Annotated in this window: 20 protein-coding genes and 1 pseudogene; 6 read left to right on the plus strand and 15 right to left on the minus strand. The window is 68.3% G+C overall.

What is annotated here, in order from left to right; all coding sequences use genetic code 11:
• Positions 1–113 precede the first annotated feature (113 nt).
• Positions 114–821, minus strand: coding sequence for a FadR/GntR family transcriptional regulator (locus tag GNX95_RS26370; protein ID WP_163510246.1), 708 nt, complete (start codon positions 819–821; stop codon positions 114–116).
• A gap of 645 nt (positions 822–1,466) precedes the next feature.
• Between GNX95_RS26370 and GNX95_RS42655 the strand changes: the two genes are divergently transcribed.
• The 3 genes from GNX95_RS42655 to GNX95_RS26380 all read left to right on the plus strand — a co-directional run bounded on the left by GNX95_RS42655 (position 1,467) and on the right by GNX95_RS26380 (position 3,822).
• Positions 1,467–1,772, plus strand: coding sequence for a hypothetical protein (locus GNX95_RS42655; protein WP_222853958.1), 306 nt, complete (start codon positions 1,467–1,469; stop codon positions 1,770–1,772).
• Positions 1,769–1,999: a Rossmann-fold NAD(P)-binding domain-containing protein gene (locus GNX95_RS42660; protein WP_222853959.1), complete on the plus strand. Its 231-nt coding sequence runs from the start codon at positions 1,769–1,771 to the stop codon at positions 1,997–1,999. The genes GNX95_RS42655 and GNX95_RS42660 overlap by 4 nt, the downstream gene beginning before the upstream one ends.
• Positions 2,000–2,280: 281 nt before the next feature.
• Positions 2,281–3,822 (plus strand): serine/threonine-protein kinase, encoded by a 1,542-nt coding sequence (locus GNX95_RS26380; protein WP_246281767.1) that lies wholly within the window; start codon positions 2,281–2,283, stop codon positions 3,820–3,822.
• Here the strand turns inward: GNX95_RS26380 and dapB are convergent.
• From dapB to GNX95_RS26425, 10 genes and pseudogenes are all read right to left on the minus strand, one after another.
• Positions 3,819–4,577, minus strand: coding sequence for a 4-hydroxy-tetrahydrodipicolinate reductase (dapB, locus tag GNX95_RS26385; RefSeq protein ID WP_163510247.1), 759 nt, complete (start codon positions 4,575–4,577; stop codon positions 3,819–3,821). The two genes, GNX95_RS26380 and dapB, sit on opposite strands and share 4 nt — an antisense overlap.
• Positions 4,574–5,896, minus strand: coding sequence for a M16 family metallopeptidase (locus tag GNX95_RS26390; RefSeq protein WP_163510248.1), 1,323 nt, complete (start codon positions 5,894–5,896; stop codon positions 4,574–4,576). Before GNX95_RS26390 ends, dapB begins: the two co-directional genes overlap by 4 nt.
• Positions 5,893–8,130, minus strand: coding sequence for a polyribonucleotide nucleotidyltransferase (locus GNX95_RS26395; RefSeq protein ID WP_163510249.1), 2,238 nt, complete (start codon positions 8,128–8,130; stop codon positions 5,893–5,895). Before GNX95_RS26395 ends, GNX95_RS26390 begins: the two co-directional genes overlap by 4 nt.
• Before the next feature lie 222 nt (positions 8,131–8,352).
• Positions 8,353–8,622: a 30S ribosomal protein S15 gene (gene rpsO / locus GNX95_RS26400; protein ID WP_163510250.1), complete on the minus strand. Its 270-nt coding sequence runs from the start codon at positions 8,620–8,622 to the stop codon at positions 8,353–8,355.
• 198 nt (positions 8,623–8,820) lie between these two features.
• Entirely contained in the window at positions 8,821–9,096 is a 276-nt protein-coding gene (locus tag GNX95_RS42665) for an LLM class oxidoreductase (protein ID WP_222853960.1), read from the minus strand.
• A pseudogene (locus GNX95_RS44415) lies at positions 9,060–9,622 on the minus strand (LLM class flavin-dependent oxidoreductase). Before GNX95_RS44415 ends, GNX95_RS42665 begins: the two are co-directional and overlap by 37 nt.
• Positions 9,619–10,794 (minus strand): MFS transporter, encoded by a 1,176-nt coding sequence (locus GNX95_RS26410; RefSeq protein ID WP_163510251.1) that lies wholly within the window; start codon positions 10,792–10,794, stop codon positions 9,619–9,621. Before GNX95_RS26410 ends, GNX95_RS44415 begins: the two are co-directional and overlap by 4 nt.
• Before the next feature lie 46 nt (positions 10,795–10,840).
• A complete protein-coding gene (locus GNX95_RS26415) occupies positions 10,841–11,419 on the minus strand; it encodes a TetR/AcrR family transcriptional regulator (RefSeq protein ID WP_163510252.1) in 579 nt (192 codons plus the stop codon).
• Positions 11,420–12,308: 889 nt separating this feature from the next.
• Entirely contained in the window at positions 12,309–13,250 is a 942-nt protein-coding gene (locus GNX95_RS26420) for a bifunctional riboflavin kinase/FAD synthetase (RefSeq protein WP_163510253.1), read from the minus strand.
• Between the two features lie 36 nt (positions 13,251–13,286).
• The gene (locus GNX95_RS26425; RefSeq protein ID WP_222853963.1) at positions 13,287–14,051 is read right to left on the minus strand and encodes an SDR family oxidoreductase; all 765 of its coding nucleotides are present in this window, start codon (positions 14,049–14,051) and stop codon (positions 13,287–13,289) included.
• Between the two features lie 149 nt (positions 14,052–14,200).
• Here GNX95_RS26425 and GNX95_RS26430 point away from each other — a divergent pair, with 149 nt between their 5' ends.
• Positions 14,201–15,058, plus strand: a complete 858-nt coding sequence (locus tag GNX95_RS26430) for a helix-turn-helix transcriptional regulator (protein ID WP_163510255.1) — start codon at positions 14,201–14,203, stop codon at positions 15,056–15,058.
• Between the two features lie 9 nt (positions 15,059–15,067).
• Complete coding sequence (locus GNX95_RS26435; RefSeq protein WP_163510256.1) at positions 15,068–15,682, plus strand: pentapeptide repeat-containing protein; 615 nt, start codon at positions 15,068–15,070, stop codon at positions 15,680–15,682.
• Between the two features lie 77 nt (positions 15,683–15,759).
• Here the strand turns inward: GNX95_RS26435 and GNX95_RS26440 are convergent, their stop codons facing one another.
• Genes GNX95_RS26440 through GNX95_RS26450 form a run of 3 tightly spaced genes read right to left on the minus strand, consistent with a single transcriptional unit; the run spans position 15,760 to position 19,166 of the window.
• Entirely contained in the window at positions 15,760–16,521 is a 762-nt protein-coding gene (locus GNX95_RS26440; protein ID WP_163510257.1) for an SDR family NAD(P)-dependent oxidoreductase, read from the minus strand.
• Positions 16,522–16,536: 15 nt separating this feature from the next.
• Positions 16,537–17,961, minus strand: coding sequence for an aldehyde dehydrogenase family protein (locus GNX95_RS26445; RefSeq protein ID WP_163510258.1), 1,425 nt, complete (start codon positions 17,959–17,961; stop codon positions 16,537–16,539).
• Positions 17,958–19,166 carry a M20 family metallopeptidase gene (locus GNX95_RS26450; RefSeq protein WP_163510259.1) on the minus strand — a complete coding sequence of 403 codons (1,209 nt, stop codon included), beginning with the start codon at positions 19,164–19,166 and terminating at the stop codon, positions 17,958–17,960. Before GNX95_RS26450 ends, GNX95_RS26445 begins: the two co-directional genes overlap by 4 nt.
• A gap of 43 nt (positions 19,167–19,209) precedes the next feature.
• Here GNX95_RS26450 and GNX95_RS26455 point away from each other — a divergent pair, with 43 nt between their 5' ends.
• The gene (locus tag GNX95_RS26455) at positions 19,210–19,971 is read left to right on the plus strand and encodes a FadR/GntR family transcriptional regulator (RefSeq protein ID WP_222853965.1); all 762 of its coding nucleotides are present in this window, start codon (positions 19,210–19,212) and stop codon (positions 19,969–19,971) included.
• On the opposite strand, the gene GNX95_RS26460 is transcribed toward GNX95_RS26455, so the two are convergent.
• Positions 19,958–20,554: a TetR/AcrR family transcriptional regulator gene (locus GNX95_RS26460; RefSeq protein ID WP_163510260.1), complete on the minus strand. Its 597-nt coding sequence runs from the start codon at positions 20,552–20,554 to the stop codon at positions 19,958–19,960. The two genes, GNX95_RS26455 and GNX95_RS26460, sit on opposite strands and share 14 nt — an antisense overlap.
• Positions 20,555–20,605 lie beyond the last annotated feature (51 nt).

Genomic DNA, 20,605 nt, shown 5'->3' on the forward strand with positions numbered 1-20,605 from the left:
CCTGTCTCCATATTCCGCGGGGCGATAGCCGAGCCGCTTTCACATCTTTCTCGGGCCGCCTGACGGCACTTGGATCTCGACTCTCTCATCACCCCGGAATATGCAGACAGGCCCTAGGCGATGCGCTGGCGGATGCCGTCGAAGTGGCGCTCGGTCGCGGCCATCGCGCGTGGCACGTCGCCGGCGCGTACGGCCTCGTAGATCTCGCGGTGCTCGGCGGCGATCCCGGCCGCGTCGGCGTCCAGCTCGCCGAACTGGCGGCTCAGCTCGTGGTAGACATCCCAGAACGCGCCGAGCAGCTGCGCCAGCAGCCGGTTGTGCAGCGGCGCGTAGAGCTGGTCGTGGAACCGCCGGTCGGCCTCCGGCGCGGTGTGTCCGGCGGCGGCCGCGGTCTCCAGCTCGGCAAGAGCGGTTGCGACCCGCTCCAGGCTTTCCGGGTCGCTGGCCGCGATGACGCGTGGCACCAGACCGGTCTCCAGCGCGCTGCGCACCTCGACCAGCTCGCGGATCGCCTGCCGGTCCGTACGCAGCGACAGCTGGCCGCGAAACGCCAGGCCGTCGGCGAGGGCCTCCAGCTCAAGCTGTCCGACGTACGTGCCGAAACCGTGCCGGATCTCCACGATGCCGACCGCCTGCAGTGCCTTGAGCGCCTCGCGCAGTGAGTTGCGGCCGACGTCGAGGCGGTCCATCAACTCGCCCTCGGTCGGCATCGGGTCGCCGGGGTTGAGGCCGTCATCGAGGATCAGCTGCTTGATCTGGTCGCGGATCGCGCGCTGACTGGCAGCCGCCGTCGACCGCGGGGCGCGAGTGGACGTTGGCACTGTCTCCCAGCCCTTTCGACGATGGTCGTCGGAAACTCTACCCGCTCGCCCCGCCAACCTCACCGTACCTCCGGCGAGGGTGATGTTTCAGCGGTTGCCGAGCGCTGTTTCGACCGTCAAACGTCACCTTCGCATAGTAGTTGTGGCGGCTATTGCGACCAACGCGCACAATGCGATTTACGTTCCTACGCAAAGGAAACAGGCTCCACTCGACAATCTGCTGGTCAGTTGTGTCAAGGACGTAACGAAAGTACGACGCCACACCTCAGGAGCCGCACTTTCGTTACACAATTCAACTCCGATCCTGGACCGCCAAGCAGAAACTTTCCTTGGTCTCTCTTGGCAAAATCGCACACCCGCCATCCAGCGCACACCCTTTTCCACGCTCACAAAGAGCTGACGCGTTCCCACGCTTCGAGTGTGTGCACGAAATCGAATTTCGGCCTAGGGCCAAGCCGCGATCGTTTGGCCACGGAGGCGACGGCGGTCGGTCCATTGCCACCATCCCGGAGTACGGAAGGCGCAACGTGACCATCCTAGTGACCAGCGCGACCGGAAACACCGGACGCTGTGTGGTGGACCGCCTGGTCGGTGCCGGCCAGTGGGTGCGTGTGATGTCGCGCGACCCGCGCAGGGTCCGGCCGGATGTCGAGGCGGACCGGCCGGACCGCTGCGCGACCACCTCAACAGGGAGCGGATCGCACACCGCACTCTCGAAGAACACGTGGAAAACAGCGGCGCCGCCTGGACGCACGTACGGCCCGGCCTGCTGGCCGCCAACGCGCTCGGCTGGGCCGAGACCGTACGCACCAACCAAACCGTCACCGAGCCTACGCGGACGCCGGCTATCCGTGGGTCCACGAGGCGGACGTGGCCGAGATCGCGGTGGCGGCGCTGCTGACCGACGACCACCTCGACGCCGCCTACACCGTGACCGGGCCGGAAAAGTGACGCTGCGGGACCAGGTCAAGGCGATAAGTGCGACCATCGGCAAGGAAATCGCCTTCGAAGAAGCGACACCGGACGGCCATCCCGACTGGCTCGTCGAGCTGCAGGCCGGGTCCGTCGACGGTCCGGGATCGCTGCCACCGGCCGACACGTTCTGGCGGATCACCGGCAGGCAACCACGCACTTTCCAGCAATGGGCCGCAGATCACGCGAAGGACTTCCAGTCATGACGATCCTGGTGAGGCGGAGCGACCGGTCTGGTCGGCCGCCATGTCGTGACGGAGTCGCTGGCGGCACGCCAAAAGGTCGCGCACTGAGCCGCCGGCCGACCGATGCGGGGCAGGGCGGAGGCGAGGAATGGGCAGCGACCGTGCCGAGGGTGACCGGCCGGGCGGGTCGCACGTTTCGCAGTGGGCCGTCGATCACACCGCCACCTTCCTGTGACACAACCGACAAAAACCTACAGAGAATGACAAATCAGCGAGGAATTCGATCCAGATAGGCTGTCTCGGTGGACCAAGCGGGGAACGGCGACGGCGGCGCCGAGGGCCGACTCGTCGCGGACCGCTATCGGCTGCGGAAATGGATCGGCAGCGGCTCGATGGGTGAGGTCTGGCAGGCCCTCGACGAGCGGCTCAACCGGATCGTCGCGGCCAAGCAGCTGCTGCTGCCGGTCGGACTGAGCGAGGCGGACGCGGAGATCCTCCGGCAGCGCTCGTTTCGCGAGGGCCGGATCGCGGCCAGGCTGCACCATCCCAACGCGATCGCCGTGTACGACGTGGCCAGCGACGGCGGCCGGCCGGTGCTGGTGATGGAATACCTGCCGTCCCGCAGCCTCGCCGAGGTGATCGACGAGGACGGGCCGCTGCCACCGGAGCGCGTCGCCGACATCGGTGCGCAGGCCGCCGACGCACTGGCGGCCGCACACCGGGTCGGCATCGTGCACCGGGACGTGAAGCCGGCCAACATCCTGCTCGGCGACGACGGCACGACCAAGATCACCGACTTCGGCATCTCGCGGGCCAACGGCGACGTGACGGTGACCAAGACCGGCGTGCTGACCGGCACGCCGGCCTACCTTTCGCCGGAGGCCGCGCGCGGCCAGCCGACCGGACCGCCGTCGGACGTGTTCGCGCTCGGCGCCACGCTGTTCGCCGGCGTCGAAGGCGAGCCGCCGTTCGGCCGCGACGACAACACGATGGCGCTGCTGCACCTGATCGCGACCGGCCGGATCAACCAGCCGCACAAGGCCGGCCGGCTCGGTCCGGCGCTGCTGCGGATGCTCAGCGACAACCCGGAAAACCGGCCGACGATGGCCGAAGTCGCCAAGGAGCTCGCGGCACTCGCCAAAGCCGAGCCGGAGCCGACACCGCAGCCGCCGAGCCTGGTCAAGAAAAACCCGCCGAAGCCGGCGCTGCCCAACATCCCGAAGTTCATCAAGTCGTCGATCCCGCCGCCGCGCCGCGGCGAGCACACGCGAGCCGACCTCCCGCCGGCGCACGCCGCAGCGAGCAGCTGGTCGGTGACCAACCGCTGGCTGGTGATCATCGCGCTCGGCGCGGTCGCGGTCATCCTGCTGTCGGTCGGCGCGGCCCGGCTGCTGGCCGGTCCGCGTACGGTCACACCGCCGCTGCCGACACCGTCGCCGACGCTCAGCAGGAAACCGCAGCCGTCAGCGCCGGCCGCGCGGCCGAGCGCCTCGACGATCGCCTCCGGTCTGCTGGAGTCCGTGGTCACGCGGTATTACGGACTCGTGCCGGACGACCTCGACAGGGCGTGGGCGATGCTCGGTCCGAGGCTGCAGGCGCAGGGCCGCAAGGCGTACGACAACTTCTGGCAGCGGGTCAACGACGTGCGGATCGTGACGCCGCCGCGGGCCGCCGACTCCGAGGTGACCGTCACCATCGAATACAACTACGACGGCAAGGGCGCGTTTCGCGAGCAGCACCGGCTCGGCATGATCACCCGCTCCGGCCGCCCGCTGATCGACTCCGACCACGTGGTCGGCTCGCGGCGCACCGCGGACGCGACGCCGACGCCGAGCGCGTACTAGGGACGTTCGAGCAACGCGTCGAGGCCGACCGTCAGGCCCGGACGGCCGAGGATTTTCCGTACGGCCAACAAAACTCCGGGCATGAACGACGCGCGGTCGTAGGAGTCGTGGCGGATCGTCAGGGTCTCCCCCTCAGTGCCGCACAACACCTCCTGATGCGCGACCAGGCCCGACATCCGCACCGAATGCACCGGCACCTCGTCGACCCGCGCGCCACGCGCACCGTCCAAAGCGGACGTTGTGGCATCAGGCATCGGTCCGAGCTCGGCCTTGCGCCGCGACTCGGCGATGGCGGACGCGGTGTGCCGCGCGGTGCCGCTCGGCGCGTCGAGCTTGTTGGGGTGGTGCAGCTCGATGATCTCCATCGACGGAAAGTACGGCGCGGCCATCGCGGCGAACCGCATCATCAGCACCGCGCCGATGGCGAAGTTGGGCGCGATCATCACGCCGACGCCGGAGGTCGGCTTGAGCCAGTCGCGTATGGTCTGCAGCCGCTCGGCGTCGAAACCGGACGTGCCGACGACCACCGAGATCCCCTGGTCGATGCACCACCGGATGTTGTCCATGACCACGTCGGGGTTGGTGAAGTCGACGACCACCTGCGCGCCGGCGTCGGAGATGTTGAACAACCACTCGCCTTCGTCGACCATCGCCACCAGGTCGAGGTCGTCGGCGGCGTCGACCGCCTTGCACACCTGCGAACCCATCCGGCCGCGGGCGCCGAGCACACCGACGCGCAACGACGACTCGTTCATCGACGCACTCCCACATCGGCGAAGTCCTGGTCGCCGACCGGTCCGATGACACCGAGCGACATCGGCCGGTCGAGTATCTCGGAGGCTATCGAACGGACCTGCTCCGGCGTCACCGCGTCGATCCGGCCGAGCAGCCCGTCCACCGACAGGAAGTCGCCGTAGACCAGCTCGCTCTTGCCGATGCGGCTCATCCGCGAGCCGGTGTCCTCCAGGCCGAGCACTGTCGAGCCTTTCAGCATGCCCTTGGCGCGCCGCACCTCGTCGTCGGTCAGGCCTTTCGCGGCGACCTCGGTGAGCTCGTCGGACACGATCCCCAGCACGTCCTTCACGCGGCCGCGCGCGCAGCCGGCGTAGACCCCGAAGACGCCGGTGTCGGCGTACTGGCTCGCGTACGAGTAGACCGAGTACGCCAGACCGCGGCGCTCGCGTACCTCCTGGAACAGCCGGCTGGACATGCCGCCGCCGAGCGCCTGGTTGAGCACACCGAGAGCGAACCGCCGCTCGTCGTTGCGGTGGATGCCGACCGTGCCGAGCACGATGTGCGCCTGCTCGGTGTCCTTGTCGACGACCCGCAACGGCACCGACTCCAGCGCCGCCGGCTTGGACCCGCGGGGCTCGCGTACGGCCGCGTCGCCGTCCAGCAGCGGCTCGAAGGCCTTGCGCACCAGGCGTACGACGTGCTGGTGGTCGAGGTTGCCGGCGGCGGCGATCACCATCGTGTCCGGCGTGTAGCGGCGCTTGTAGAACGAGTGGATCTGCTTGCGGCTCATCTCGGTGATCGTCTGCGGCGTACCGATCACCGGCCGGCCGAGCGGATGCGCGCCGAACACCGCTTCGGAGAACACGTCGTGCACGACGTCACCGGGGTCGTCGTCGTGCATGGCGATCTCCTCAAGGATCACGCCACGCTCGGTCTCGACGTCCTCCGGCGTGATCAGCGACGAGGTGAGCATGTCGCAGACCACGTCGATGGCCAGCGGCAGGTCGTCGTCGAGCACACGCGCGTAATAGCAGGTGTATTCCTTGCCGGTGAAGGCGTTCGACTCGCCGCCGACCGCCTCCAGCTCGGCCGAGATGTCCAGCGCCGACCGCCGCCGGGTGCCTTTGAACAGCAGGTGTTCGAGGAAGTGCGACGAGCCGGCCAGCGCCGTGGACTCGTCCCGTGACCCGATGCCGACCCAGATCCCGAACGATACGGAACGCTGCGTCGGCATCGACTCGGTCACCACCCGCAGGCCGCCGGGCAGGACCGTACGGCGGACGGTGCCGCCGTACTGTCCCTCGGCCAGCGTGGTGGTCTGGGCCCGGCCTCGGCTCACGCCTGGTCGGCGGTTGCCGTGTCGTCGGCCGCCGGCGCGTCGGCCGGCTTCTCCTCGTCGCGGACCGGGATCAGGCTGATCTTGCCGCGGGCGTCGATGTCGGTGATCTCGACCTGCAGCTTGTCGCCGACCTTGACCACGTCCTCGACCTTGCCGATGCGCTTTCCGTTGCCGAGCTTGGAAATGTGCACCAGCCCGTCCTTGCCGGGCAGCAGCGAGACGAAGGCACCGAAGGCCGCGGTCTTGACGACCGTGCCGAGGAACCGCTCGCCGACCTTGGGCAGCTGCGGGTTGGCGATCGCGTTGACCTTGTCGATCGCGGCCTGCGCCGAGATGCCGTCGGTGGCGCCGACGTAGATCGTGCCGTCGTCCTCGATCGTGATGTCGGCGCCGGTCTCGTCCTGGATGCCGTTGATGACCTGGCCCTTCGGACCGATCACCGCGCCGATCTTGTCGACCGGGATGGTGATCGAGATGACCCGCGGAGCGTACGGGCTCATGTCGTCCGGCCTGTCGATGGCCTCGGCCATCACCTCCAGGATCGTCAGCCGGGCGGCCTTGGCCTGCTGCAACGCGGCGGCCAGCACCTCGGACGGGATGCCGTCCAGCTTGGTGTCCAGCTGCAGCGCGGTGACGAACTCACTGGTGCCGGCGACCTTGAAGTCCATGTCGCCGTACGCGTCCTCGGCGCCGAGGATGTCGGTCAGCGTCACGTAGGTGGTCTTGCCGTCGACCTCGTCCGAGATCAGCCCCATCGCGATACCCGCGACCGGCGCCTTCAGCGGCACACCGGCGTTGAGCAGCGACAACGTGGACGCGCAGACCGATCCCATCGAGGTGGAGCCGTTGGAGCCGAGCGCCTCGGAGACCTGCCGGATCGCGTACGGGAACTCCTCGCGGCTGGGCAGCACCGGCACCAGCGCGCGCTCGGCGAGCCGGCCGTGGCCGATCTCGCGACGCTTCGGCGAGCCGACGCGACCGGTCTCACCGGTCGAGTACGGCGGGAAGTTGTAGTTGTGCATGTAGCGCTTGGTGGTGTCCGGCGAGAGCGTGTCGAGCTTCTGCTCCAGCGCCAGCATGTTGAGCGTGGAGACGCCGAGGATCTGCGTCTCGCCGCGCTCGAACAGCGCCGAGCCGTGCACCCGCGGCAGCACGTCGACCTCGGCCGACAGCGTGCGGATGTCGGTCAGGCCGCGGCCGTCGATGCGGACCTTGTCGCGCAGCACGCGCTGGCGGACCTGCTTTTTGGTCAGCGCCTTGATGGCGCCACCGATCTCACCCTCGCGGCCTTCGAACTGCTCGCCGAGCTGCTCGTACGCCTCGGCCTTGATCTCGTCGAGCTTGGCCTCGCGCTCCAGCTTGTCGGCGATGGTCAGCGCGTCGGCCAGCTTGTCCGTGACGATCTTCGCGACCGCCTCGTACACGTCGTCGGTGTAGTCGGGGAAGACCGGGAAGTCGGCGGTCGGCTTGGCGGCCAGCTTGGCCAGCTCGGACTGCGCCTGGCAGAGCGACTTGATGGCTGGCTTGGCGGCCTCCAGGCCGGCGGCCACGATCTCCTCGGTCGGCGCCTGCGCGCCGCCCTGGACCAGGCCGTACGCACCGGCGGTGGCCTCGGCCTCGACCATCATGATCGCGACGTCGCCGTCCTCCAGGACGCGACCGGCGACGACCATGTCGAAGGTCGCCTTCTGGACCTCTTCGTGGGTCGGGAAGGCGACCCAGTCGCCGTCGATGAACGCGACGCGCGTGCCGCCGATCGGGCCGGAGAACGGCAGGCCGGCGAGCTGCGTCGACATCGACGCGGCGTTGATCGCGACCACGTCGTAGAGCGAGCCGGGCTCCAGCGCGAGCACGGTGCAGACGACCTGGACTTCGTTGCGCAGGCCCTTCACGAACGACGGGCGCAGCGGCCGGTCGATCAGCCGGCAGGTCAGGATGGCGTCCTCGGACGGCCGGCCCTCGCGGCGGAAGAACGAGCCGGGGATGCGACCGGCGGCGTACATCCGCTCCTCGACGTCGACGGTCAGCGGGAAGAAGTCGAAATGGCTCTTCGGCTGCTTGGACGCGGTGGTCGCGGACAGGATGACGGTGTCGCCGAACTGGGCGGTGGCCGAGCCGGCGGCCTGCCGGGCGAGCCGGCCGGTGCCGAACACGATCTCGCGGGTGCCGTGCTTGCCGTTGTCGATCACGGCGGTGGTGCTGTGGACCTCACTCGAAGTGAGATTGTCCGTCATGGGCGATGCCTCTTTCGTACGAGCCGGACCGCTCGCCTTCCGAGGTGGATCGCTGCCGGTCTTCGATCGAGGCACTCGGGGATTCTTTGGCCCGGATGCCACTACCGAGGACCGGCCACTTGCGTATTCCTACGTCAGCGGATGGCCCGGCGGTTGTGTTCGCGTACGACCAGGTGGCCGCACGAGTGGGGGGAGCGGCCGGTGGCCACTCCCCCGCTGGGTCTAGCGCCGCAGACCGAGCCTCTCGATCAGCGACCGGTAGCGCTCGATGTCGACGCGCTTGAGGTAGTTGAGCAGCCGGCGGCGGCGGCCGTTGAGCAGCAGCAGACCGCGGCGGCTGTGGTGGTCGTGCTTGTGCGTCTTGAGGTGCTCGGTGAGGTCCTTGATGCGCTTGGTCAGCATCGCGACCTGCACCTCTGGTGAACCGGTGTCGCCCTCGACGGTGGCGTACTCGGTCATGATGGTCTTCTTCTCTTCACTTGCCAGTGGCACAGGCTCTCCCTTACCGAATGCTCTGGTGTGGCCTCCGGTCCACGTCACGAAGGCAGGCAGTCACACGTCAAAACACACGCCGCACGTGCGGCGCACCACCAGGTTACCAGCCGGTGATGGACATGCCACCAGCAGTACACCGTCGGCGCGTCACCCGAGCACGGGACCACCTTGGCGCAGGCCCGACGACCTCGCAAATCATGCGCTCGCGGCCAGCGTCCAGGTGCGCCGGCGGTCCGCCGCTGAGCCGACACCGGTGTGCGCCAGCAGCACTTCCGTCGCCCCCGCGTCGAAGTATGCCCGTACGCCCGCGGCGACCGTCTCCTCGTCGCCGACGAGCGCGAGGTCAGCGGCTCGGCTGACCCCTTCGGCGGCGACGACGCGCTGGTAGCTCGGGAGCTGGTCATAGAAGGCGAGCAGCTCGGCCATCCCCGCCTTCACCTTGGCCACGTCGGAGGTGACGACCGCCGGCACGGCGGCGACGATGCGTGGCGGCTGGGCGGAGGCGGCGGTGATGGCCGGGACGATCTGCTCGGCGAGCGTACGCGGACCGGCGAGCCACCTGGCACGACGGTCGAGAAGCCGTCCACCGACCCGCCCGCGAACGTTGATCGCAGCACGCTCAGAGTGTCGCGCAGCCGCCGGATCGGTCGGTCGTACGAGACGCCGAACACGCTCTCCACCACCGGTTTCGCCGACAGCCCGACGCCGAGCGTCAAGCGGCCGCGCTGGCCGCCTGCACCGTCTGCGCCTGATTGGCGAGCACGATCGGATGGCGCGGACAGATCGGTACGGCGGCCGTGCCGAGTGCGATCTGCGGCACCTCTCGGGCGATCGCGGAGACGGCCGTCAACGCGTCGATGTCGAACATCTGCGAGATCCAGACGCCGCGTACGCCCAGGCTGGCGGCCTCTCGCGCGTAGTCGACCAACATGTCGACGGCATTGCCGCTTTGCCGGACGTCATTCGGCCCGAGTGGCAGCGTGATGCCGACGGTCATCGCGCTTTTCCTTCCAGGACAACGGTTTTCTCCTCGACGCGTACGCTCCGGCCGGCGACGACCGCGACGGCCAGGCTGGCGATGGCGAGCGCGACACCGATCCACGCCGGCGCGACGAAGCCGTATCCACCGCCGATCGCCAGGCCGCCGAGCCACGGCCCGAGCGCGATGCCGGCGTTGAACGCGGACGTGTTGGCGCTGGCGCCCAGTGGCGAGTCGCCGGCGAGCGCCATCGCGCGTGCGGTCATCGGCGGGTTCGTCGCGAAGGCGACGAAACCGAAGGCGAGAAAGACGACGACGGTGGCGATCTGGTTGTGGATCACCAGCGCGAAGCCGGTGAGTACGACGATCGAGGCGGCCATCATCGCGTACAGGCTGACGTCCGGCCGCCGGTCGGCGATCCGGCCGCCGAGCGCGATGCCGGCGATGCAGCCGAGGCCGTACAGGAACTGCAGGACCGGGATGGCGGCCGGTGAGAATCCGGTCACCTCGGTGAAAATCGGCGAGATGTAGCTGAAGATGCCGAGAAAAGCGGCCAAGGCGAGCGCGTTGGACGTGAGTGTCAGCCAGAGCCGGCCGCGCCGGAAAACGCGCAGACCGTCGATGACGCCGACCGCGCCGCTGGTCGATCGCGACGGGACCCAGACAGCCACAGCGATCCAGCTGAGCGCGGCGAACACCGACACCATCCAGAAGCTCGTACGCCAGCCGAACCGCTCACCGACCACGGTCGCCGCCGGCACGCCGATCACCGTCGCGATCGTCAGGCCACCGACGAGCACGGACAATGCGCGAGCGCGCTTTTCCACGCCGGCCAGTCCGACGACAACCGAGGCCGCGACACCGAAAAACGCACCCATCGCCATGGCGGCGACGACCCGGGAGACCATCAGGACGGCGTATCCAGGTGCGATCGCGCCAAGCGTCTGGCCGGCGACGAACAGCGCGAGCAGGCCGAGCAGTGCGCGTTTTGGCGCTATTCTCAGCGAAAGTACGGTCAGGACCGGCCCGCCGAACATCATGCCGAGCGCGAACCCGGACACCAGCAGACCGACCGCCGGAATCGACACGGCCAGGTCCTGTGACAGCAACGGCAGCAAGCCGGAGAGCATCATCTCGGTCGTCCCCATGCTGAAGATCGCCATCCCCAGCACGTACACGGCAAACGGCACGCCGACTCCATTCTTGACCTGTGGTTACAAAATTGGCGGAAAATTTTTAGAGGACGGCCACCGCCGCTTCGACCACGTCGCGAAGTCGCCGCCGGTCGGCGAACACGTCGTTGAGCACGGTCATGCCGTACATGGCACTGATCACCAACCGCGCCAACCGTCGCGCCGGCACATCGTCACGGATTTCCATCTCCGCCTGACCAAACTCGATCGCCGCGACCAGCGCCGTCTCGGTTTCACTGAACCGCTTACGCAAGACTGCCGTCAGCTGGTCATCGTTGCCACACATCTGCACAGCCGTACTCACCGCCAGACAACCCGCACGCCGTACGCCCGCCTGGTCGTTGTGCATGGTGAGCATGAGCAGGTCGCGGATGCGCTCCTTCACTGGCTTTGGGCCATCGAGAACGTCCAGTTGAGCAACCGCGCCACGCTGGTTGTAGCGCTCGAGGACACGGTCGAAGAGCTCGCGCTTGCCGGCGAAGGCGTTGTAGAGGCTGCCACGGCCGAGGCCGGTGGCGTCACAGAGGTCCTGCGGGGTGGTCGCGGCGTAGCCCTTGCGCCAGAAGACGTCCGTGGCCGCGTCGAGGACCTGCTCGACGTCGAAGGTGCGTGGTCTGGGCATGGGGTCGAGGCTACGACGTTTTGGAACTGGGAGTCAAGAACGGGGGGCTTGGAGGGGTGCGGTGGAAGGGGGTTTCGGGGTGCTGGAGGTTTGCGGTGAGAGGGGGTTGCGCGGCGATGGAGGTTTGAGGTGAGGAGGTGGGTGCGATTTTTGGTTGTCGCGTTGGCGAGGTGGTCTGGGTTTTCTGTTTGTTGCATTGGGTGGGTGGTTACGTCTTCAGCATTGTTGCGTTGGTGAGGTGGTTGGGCCTTCATGTTTGTTGCGTTGGGTGGGTGGTGGGTTTTCGCCTGCACGGCGGGCGCTCCTGCGCGGAGGGCGACCTCAAGGGAGGGGGCGCGGGAACGCCAATCATGTGCATTGAGGGTGCGGGCGGCGGTTTGTGGGCGGGGCTGGGTTCTCCAGGCTTGCTCGGTCACGTATGGAAGCAACCCGTCGGCATGCACGCCAATCACAGCGTCCGGGTGGTGTTGGTGTGACTGGTGTGGCTGATAATGCGGGTGAGGCAGCTTGACTGCGTAGTACTTGTCTAACAAGACATCAAAACGGACATCTGTTACAGCCGAGCGATCACAGCAGCATTACCAGCCTCAGTAGTCACACCCGCCACGGCCTCCGGTGATCACTACGGTGTGAAAGCCTTGTTTCTTGCGTCCAACGCTAGTAACTCGACATTCATGCCACCTGCGACTTTCTCAAGCCGGACATTTAGCGCTCCACACGTCTGTGCATCCCACATAGTGGACCTTCTCGCCACAGGCCGGGACGCCACGGCACCTGCGGCGCCCCAGCCAACCACAAACAAGACCCCGCGCCTCCCCTTGAGGTCGCCCGCCGCGAGGCGCAACCACCCACCCGACGCGACAATCAGAATTCAACACACTATGAAAACCTAGTGTTGCTCGAAAATGTCCCGGGTCCGCCGCACATCCTCGTCAATAGCCGCCACCAGCGCCTCGCGAGACTCGAACCGCTCGGTCCCCCGCAGCCGCTGCACAAATTCAAACCCTACGTGCTCGCCGTACAAATCCTCGTCGAAGTCGAGGACGAAGGCCTCCACGGAGAGGGCCTGACCATCGAAGGTCGGGTTGGTGCCGATGCTGATGGCGGCTGGCGAGGCGGTGGTTTTGTTGCCGCGGCCGCGGATGAGGCGGCCGGCGTAGATGCCGTCGTCTGGTACGGCGGAGTGTGGCATCGGCTCCAGGTTGGCGGTCGGATAGCCGAGCTCGCGGCCTCGGCGGTCGCCGCGTACGACGATGCCTTCGACGCGGTGGTCGCGGCCGAGGGCGGCGGCGGCCGCGGTGACGTCGCCGGCGGCGATGCAGGCGCGGACGTACGTGGACGAAAACGTCGTGCCGTCCGAGGCGACCAGCGGCACCGTCCGCGCCGTGAAGCCAAACTCCTGGCCCGACTGCGCCAGCGACTCACCGTCGCCGGCGGCCTTGTGGCCATAACGGAAGTTGGCGCCGACGACGACCTCGGCCGCGTGCAGGCCGTCGACCAGGATGTCGTGGACGAACTCCTTCGGCGCCAGCCGGGACAGCTCGGCGGTGAACGGCAACACGCACATGCCGTCGACGCCGAGCTCGGCGACCAGCTCGGCCTTGCGGGCCTGCGGGGTCAACAGCGCCGGATACGTCCCCGGCCGTACGACCGAGGCCGGATGCGGCTCGAAGGTGACCAGCACCGACGCGAGACCGGCCGTCGCGGCGCGGCCGACCGCGTCCTTGATGATCTGCTGATGTCCGCGGTGCACACCGTCGAACACCCCGATGGTGACCACCGACCGACCCCATCCGCGAGGCGTCGCCTCGATCCCGCGCCAGCGCTGCACCGGTTCCTCCTCGAGTCCCGGTGATCAGCGTAACGACTACGCCTGCCGCGTCGGCATCGCCACGATGTGCGGCAGGTTGACCCGCCGCGGCCGGCTGGTGGTGAAGGCGACCACGTCGGCGATGTCGCCGGCGGTCAGCGCCTCCATGCCGTCGAACATGCCCTCGACCTGGCTCTGCAGCTCGTCGGACGAGATGTGTTGTGCCAGCTCGCTGGCGGTCAGGCCGGGCTCGATGTTGGTGACGCGTACGTTGCGCGGGCTCAGGTCCGCGCGTACGTGCCGCGAGAACGCCGTCACCGCGGCCTTGGTCGCGCCATAGACCGAGTACGCCGGAAAGGTCATCCACGCGCCGATCGAGGAGACGTTGACCACATCGGCCGGTCCGTCGGCGGCCGCGGCCAGCAGATCCGGCGTGAACGTACGGAACGCCGCCAGCAACCCGGTCAGGTTGAGGTCGATCATCCGCTGCCACTCGTCCATCCGGCCGTCCTCGATGGGCGCCGGCAGCATCACACCGGCGTTGTTGACCAGCAGGTCGACGCGACCGAGCCGGTCGTTGACCGTCGCCTTCGCCGCGTCCAGCGCCGCCTGGTCGGTGATGTCGACCTCGACCGCGACCGCCGTGCCGCCATCCGCGGTGATCTTCTGCACCAGCTCGTCGAGCCGGTCGGCGCGGCGCGCCAGCAGCGCCACCTTCGCGCCATCGGCGGCCAGCCGCTGTGCGGTAGCGGCGCCGATGCCGCTCGACGCACCAGTGACGACCGCCACACGACCGGCCAGCGAGATCTCGTACGTGCCCATGATGTCGTTCCTTCGATCGGATTTCCGCTTACGACAACGACAATGCCTCGACTCGCGAGCCATGCCCAGGCTCCGCTGTGCATGGGTCGCCGGTGCCTAGTCCTGGCATTACCAGGCGCAAAGCGGCCGCACATCGCAGAATCGGTGGCATGGACGCACGCACCGAGCTCGGCGAGTTTCTCCGCACCAGGCGGTCGGCGCTGAATCCCGCGGACGTGGGGTTGACGCCGTTCGGCGGCCGGCGGCGGGTCGCCGGGCTGCGCCGCGAGGAGCTGGCGCAGCTGGCCGGCGTCAGCGTCGACTACTACACGCGGCTGGAGCAGGGGCGCGGCCGCAATGTCTCCGACGCCGTACTCGACGCGCTGGCTCGTGCTCTGCGGCTGGACGACGCGGAAACGCGCCACCTGCGCGATCTCGCCCATCCGACCCGCGTGACCCGCCGCACGAAGACGCAGCGCGTACGGCCGCAGGTGCAGCAGATCATGGACGCGCTCGTCGAGGTGCCGGCGGTGGTGCTCGGCCGGCGGATGGACGTCCTCGCCTGGAACGGTCTCGCCGCCGCGCTGATCACCGATTTCGGTGCGCTGCCGGCAAAAGAACGCAACATGATCCGGCTGTCCTTCGGCGACGACGAGAGCTTCCGCGACCTTTATCCGGACTGGCCGACGGTCGGCAAAGAGACCGTCGCGTATCTCCGCCAGGACGCCGGCCGCTATCCGGACGATCCGCAGTTGTTGGCTCTGGTCGGCGAGATGTCGGTGCGCAGCGCGCAGTTTCGCAAGTGGTGGGCCGCGCATCCGGTGCACAGCAAGACACATGGCACCAAACGTTTCGACCATCCGCTGGTCGGCCTGATGACGCTGACGTACGACGCTTTCATCGCCGCCGACGACCCCGACCAGATGCTCATTTCCTACACCGCCGAGCCAGGCAGCGCGTCGGCGGCGGCGCTGTCCCGCCTCGCCGCTCTCACCTCCGACGCGAAAGCCGAGCGCGCGGCGCTCTAGGATTCGGCCGTGGCTGAGCGCAGGTTTGGCGTACCGACTCCGGAGACGACCTCGACGGTGTACGACCGCGACTGGGACACCGCCGACGTTTCCGGCCAGACGTACGAGAACATCGCGTTCAGCCACGTCGACATGACCGACTCGACCGGCGACGGCGCGACGTTTTCCGAGTGTGTGTTCCGAAACGTGGACTTCAACGTCTCGACCTTCACCAACTCGGCCTTTCTCAACTGTACGTTCACCGGCTGCAACTTCTTCGACGCCAGCTTCACCGACTGCAAGCTGGTCGGCAGCATGTTCGAGCGTTGCGAGTTCGACCTGCTCAAGGTGCGCGGCGGCGACTGGTCGATGGCCGGCCTGCCTGGCGCCGACCTGCGGCGTGCCACGCTCACCGGCGTACGCATGCGCGAGGCCGACCTGACGGGAGCGCGATGTGCCGGCGCGACGCTGACGCGGCTCGTGTTGACCGATGCCGTGTTACACAACGCCGACCTGTCCGGTTGCGACCTGCGCGGCAGCGACCTGTCCGCGGTCGATCCGTTCAACGTCAAGCTTCAGGGCGCCACCATCGAGCCGGACCAGGCATTCGTCCTGGCCTCCGCTCTCGGCGTCGACATCCGCTGAAAGTGCGGTGAAACCGCGGCGTTTCCTACTCTCCAACCGGCGGATTTTGTTCCTGGCAGGGGAACAAAATCCGCCTTTTATGCCGGCGGGTCGAAGCGGCCGTCGACGGCGGTCCAGCCACCGTCGACGGCCAGCACCGAGCCGGTCACGAAACTTGCCGCGTCCGAGGCCAAAAACACGACAGCGCCGGCCAGCTCCGACGGCGCGGCCCACCGGCCGAGTGCTCCTTTCGCCGCGTACGCGTCATACCAGGCCGCGTCTTCCTTGATCTGCGCGGTCAACGGCGTCTCGACGACACCGGGCGCGACGGCGTTGGCGCGTACGCCGGACGGCCCGAACTCGGCGGCCGCGGTTTTGATCAGCTGCACCAAACCGGCCTTGGTCGCCGCGTAGACACCCTGCCCTGGCTCGACAACCGTGCCGCGGATGGAGGAAAAGCCGATGATGCTGCCGCGCTCGCGCTCGACCATGCCGGCGCCAAACGCGCGGATCAGCTCGAAGGTCGCACGCAGGTTGAGGTCGACGACCCGCTGGTATTCCTCGGTGGTGTAGGCCAAAAGCCGCTTCCGCACGTTGGTGGCGGCGGTGAAGACGAGGATGTCCGGCCGCAGTGAGCTGGCGGCGGTGCTGATCGCGGCGGCGTCCAACACGTCAAGCTCGTAGGCGTCGGCGGAGATCGGTCGCGCGGTCTCGGTCGCGGCCGACAGATCCTTGTCGGCGACGGTGACTTTCGCGCCGTGCGCGGCCAAAGCGCGCGCCGACTCGCGGCCGATGCCGCTGCCGCCGCCGATCACCAGGGCGTGCCGGCCGTCCAGCCGGAAGAGATCGACATAGTCCACTGTGGACACTCCCCTCTACGACGGCCGGATGACCGCCATGCGAGTGACGGTCAGCTCCTCGATGGCAAACCGGGGCCCCTCGCGGCCGACGCCGGAGTCCTTGACGCCGCCGTAGGGCATGGTGTCGGACCGAAAACCTGGCACCTCGTTGACGATCACGCCACCGACCTCGAGCGTTTCGATGGCCTCGAAAGCGGTGGCCAGCGACCGCGTGAAAACCGAGGCGTGCAAGCCATAACGCGACGCGTTCACGGTCTTCCATGCCTCGGCGAGCGACGAAAACCTCCGCACCGACACGACTGGTCCGAAGATCTCCTCGTCCCAGGCGGCCACCCCGTCGGCGGTGCCGACGAGTACGGTCGGCTCGATCGACCGGCCGGCACGGCCGCCGCCGGCGACGACCTGAGCGCCAGCGGCCGAAGCCTCGCCGATCCACGACAACACACGGTCGGTCGAGGCCGGGTCGATCAGCGCCGACACGCGCGTACGCTCGTCGCGCGGGTCGCCGACCACGACTTCCGTCAGCCGCGCTGCCAAAAGCTCGACGAACCGATCAACGATCGACTCGTCGGCGAGGATCCGCTGCACCGAAATGCAGGCCTGCCCGGAGGCGTAATAGCCACCGCGCAGCACGGCGTCGACTGCCGCGTCGAGATCGGCGTCGGCCGCGACGACCAGAGCGGCGTTGGATCCGAGCTCCAGCAACACTTTCCGCGGAGCCGCGTCCTTCGCGATCCGATGACCGACCGCGGCCGAGCCGGTGAACGACACGGCACCGATCCGCGGATCGGTCACCAGCGCCGATCCGACGGCCGCGTCGCCGGTCACCAGCTGCACGGCCGCCGGCACGGATTCCAGTGCCTGCCGGAAAAGCTGCACGAGCCACAGCGTCGCGAGCGGTGTCTGCGGCGCCGGCTTCACCACGATCGGACAGCCGGCGGCCAGCGCCGGCGCGATTTTGTGCGCTGCCAGCAAAAGCGGGTAGTTGAAGCCGGCGATCCCCACCACCACACCGATCGGCCGCCGTGTCCAGAAGCCGATCAGGCCGTCGCCGGACGGCAGCAGGTCGAGCGGCACTGTCTCGCCGTGCAGCCGCGCCACCTCCTCGGCGGCCGCCTCCAGCGTCACGAGCGTACGCGCGACCTCCACCCGGCAGTCGACCAGCGGCTTGCCGGTTTCCAGCACCAGCAACGATTCGAAGTCACCGCGACGCGCGGCCAGCTCGTCGCGTACGGCCAGCAACGCCTGCCGGCGTACCCGCGACGGCAGCGCGGCAACCTCCGGCCGCACGGCCACCGCGGCATCGATCGCCGCGTGCGCCAGCTCGACCGTGGCAACCGGCGCGGTGCCGATTTCACTGCCGTCGTACGGAAAACGCACCGACGCCGAGTCGGTCTCGACCCAGCCGGCACCGATCGGCAGTCCGCTCGGGAAACTCATGAGCTCAGGAACTCTCGCGCTGCGACCGCGTAAACCCGCGCGGCCGAGACGATGTCGGCGAGCTCCACGAACTCGTCGGCCTGGTGCGGGATCCACTTGCCGCCGGGACCATAGACGACCGTCGGAATCCCGGCGCGTACGGTCAAAATCGTGCCGTCGGTGGTCCCCGGCACACCACCGAAAACCGGCTCCGTGCCGGTCACCGCGGCATGCGCGCGAGCCAAGGACGCGACCACCAGAGCGTCCACCGGTGTGTCGACCGGCGGCCGGTTGACCGGCACCGTCACCGACGCGCGCAGCTGGCGCTCGCTGGCGATCCGCTCGGCGTGATCGGTCAGTCGTACGACCAACTCTTCGTGGTCGACGCCGGGAATCGTGCGGATGTCCGCGGCGACCGTGGCGGAGGCCGGGATGACGTTGATCTGGTCCAGATCACCGGCGTTCAACACGGTCGGCGTCACGTACGTCGGACCCAGATGCGGATGCGATCCGTGCCGTGCGGTGAAATCGGCCTGCAAATGATCGAGTACGCGCAGGAAATCCGCGGCCGCCGGGATCGGGTTGCGCGCGTGCTGCGGCATCGCGCCGTGCGCCATCGTGCCGGTGAAGGTGACCCGGAACCGCATGGCGCCTTTGGACACCGGACAGATCTCGCCGCCCTCCGGCTCGCAGACGATCGCACCGTCCACATCTGACACCACGCCGCTGTCGACCAGGTGGTGGACGCCGATCATCATGCCTTCCTCGTCGGCGAGCGCACACACCTTGACAGTGCCGGAAAATCCGCCGGCCAGCTGCAACGCGCGTACGCCGTAAAGCATCGCCGCCACACCGGATTTCATGTCCGCGGCACCACGACCGTAGAGCCGGCCGTCGCGGATCTCGCCGCCGTACGGATCGACCGTCCAGCCGTCCAGCGAGCCTTCCGTGACGACATCGGTGTGGCCTTCGAACAGCAGCGTCCGGCCGGGTCCGTCGCCGGTGATGGTGGCGACCACGTTCGGCCGGCCGGGCGCCGGCTCGGTGACGACCGGATCCCAGCCAAACTCGCGCATCTTCGCGGCGACCAGCCCGGCGGCCGGCGCCTCGCCGAAACCGGGCTCGTTGACCGTACGCAGCCGGACGAGGTCACGCGTGAAGGCGACGACGCCGTCGGCGTCGACCGGGATCTGCACATCGAGCCGTTGAGTCGAGGGTGGCGTCATCGGCGCTCCTTCGGTTCACTGGTCCGACCAGTACACTAACGTGATGGCCGCCACGAACAAAGTGCGATTCCAGGCAGTCGAGCCGGTACGCGCCTACCAGCGGGTCGTGGAGCAGGTCGAACAGGCGATGTTGACCGGCGCGCTGAAGCCCGGCGAGCGGCTGCCGAGCGAGCGGGAGCTGATGGCGCAGTTCGGCGTCAGCCGATCGACTGTCCGCGAGGCGCTGCGGGTGCTGGAGAGCGGCGGGCTCGTACGCTCACGGCCCGGCGACCCGCACGGACCGCTGGTGTTGCCGTACTCCCCCGCCGGCCTGCGAAAGTCGATGAGCCGACTGGCCCAGCTCGACCAGCTCAGCCTCGCCGAGCTGCTGCAGTTCCGGATCATGCTGGAGGGCCCGGCCTACCTGCTGGCCGCGCGGATGCGTACGGACGAACAGCTGGCCGAGATGGACGCGGCGCTGGCCGCGATGGAGCAGGCGAGCGAACTGGCCGCCTTCAGCGAGGCCGATCTGGCCTTCCACGACACGATCGCACGCGCGAGCGGCAACATGCTGATCGTCGTCTGCAGCCAGGTCGTACACGGTGTCGTGCTGGACATGATCGCCGGAAAGCTGGCGCAGTCGCCGCAACCGGAGTCGGTGATGGCGGAGACGCTCGACCATCATCGGCAGGCGCTGGCCGCCGTACGAGCCGGCGATGGCGCGCTGGCCGCACGGCTGGCGCGGGAGAAGCTTTACGAGTACTACGCCGACCACCTGTCGGCCGATGAGCAGACGGCGCTGAAGTGGCTGGTCAGCGAGGCGTGAGCCACGGCCGCAGGGCCAGGTCGGTGGCCGCGTAGAGCCGCCGGTTGACCTCGTCCGGATCGCCCGGAGGACTGGCGAGGAGCACCTGGAGCGCGCCGCTCACGGCACCGACGAAGGCGCCAACCAGCGCGGCGGCTGACACCTCGTCGAGGTCGTCAGGAAACGCCGGCTGCAGGGCCTGCGCGATCTTCTGCTGCGCCTCCAGCTGGATCTGCAGACCGCGACCGCGTACGGCCGGGACCGTACGCACCAGCCGGAGCCGCAGCGCGGTGACCCGGCCGACCATGTCGTCAGGACCGTTCAGGCTGCGCAGCGCGCGGAGCAGCACGTCGGCCGGCCGCTCGTCCGGCGCGTGGTCGGCGATCGCCGCGAGCGCGGCCTCGACCCGGCCGTCGGCATCCGGGAACAACACCTCTTCCTTGCTGGCGAAATAGCTGAAAAACGTCCGCGTGCCGATGTCCGCGGCCGCGGCGATGTCGGCGATCGTCGTGCCGTCATAGCCATCGCGCTCGAACAGCTCGACCGCGGCGTCGACGATCGCCTGGCGAGTGCGTCGCCGCTTGCGTTCACGCAGGGTGGCCATGCGCGCAGCCTATCGCAACCAGTGCCGATCTGCATTCATTGCAAATCTGCA

The sequence above is a fragment of the Fodinicola acaciae genome (assembly GCF_010993745.1).
Lineage (GTDB): Bacteria > Actinomycetota > Actinomycetes > Mycobacteriales > HKI-0501 > Fodinicola > Fodinicola acaciae.

What these genes read in the sequence shown, in the direction of transcription:
- GNX95_RS26455 (WP_222853965.1), top strand. Translation starts at nt 19,210, where the DNA reads ATGGCCGCCACGAACAAAGTGCGATTCCAGGCAGTCGAGCCGGTACGC.
- GNX95_RS26445 (WP_163510258.1), bottom strand. Translation starts at nt 17,961, where the DNA reads ATGAGTTTCCCGAGCGGACTGCCGATCGGTGCCGGCTGGGTCGAGACC.
- GNX95_RS26450 (WP_163510259.1), bottom strand. Translation starts at nt 19,166, where the DNA reads ATGACGCCACCCTCGACTCAACGGCTCGATGTGCAGATCCCGGTCGAC.
- GNX95_RS26430 (WP_163510255.1), top strand. Translation starts at nt 14,201, where the DNA reads ATGGACGCACGCACCGAGCTCGGCGAGTTTCTCCGCACCAGGCGGTCG.
- GNX95_RS26395 (WP_163510249.1), bottom strand. Translation starts at nt 8,130, where the DNA reads ATGACGGACAATCTCACTTCGAGTGAGGTCCACAGCACCACCGCCGTG.
- GNX95_RS26460 (WP_163510260.1), bottom strand. Translation starts at nt 20,554, where the DNA reads ATGGCCACCCTGCGTGAACGCAAGCGGCGACGCACTCGCCAGGCGATC.
- dapB (WP_163510247.1), bottom strand. Translation starts at nt 4,577, where the DNA reads ATGAACGAGTCGTCGTTGCGCGTCGGTGTGCTCGGCGCCCGCGGCCGG.
- GNX95_RS26415 (WP_163510252.1), bottom strand. Translation starts at nt 11,419, where the DNA reads ATGCCCAGACCACGCACCTTCGACGTCGAGCAGGTCCTCGACGCGGCC.
- GNX95_RS42655 (WP_222853958.1), top strand. Translation starts at nt 1,467, where the DNA reads ATGTCGAGGCGGACCGGCCGGACCGCTGCGCGACCACCTCAACAGGGA.
- GNX95_RS26425 (WP_222853963.1), bottom strand. Translation starts at nt 14,051, where the DNA reads ATGGGCACGTACGAGATCTCGCTGGCCGGTCGTGTGGCGGTCGTCACT.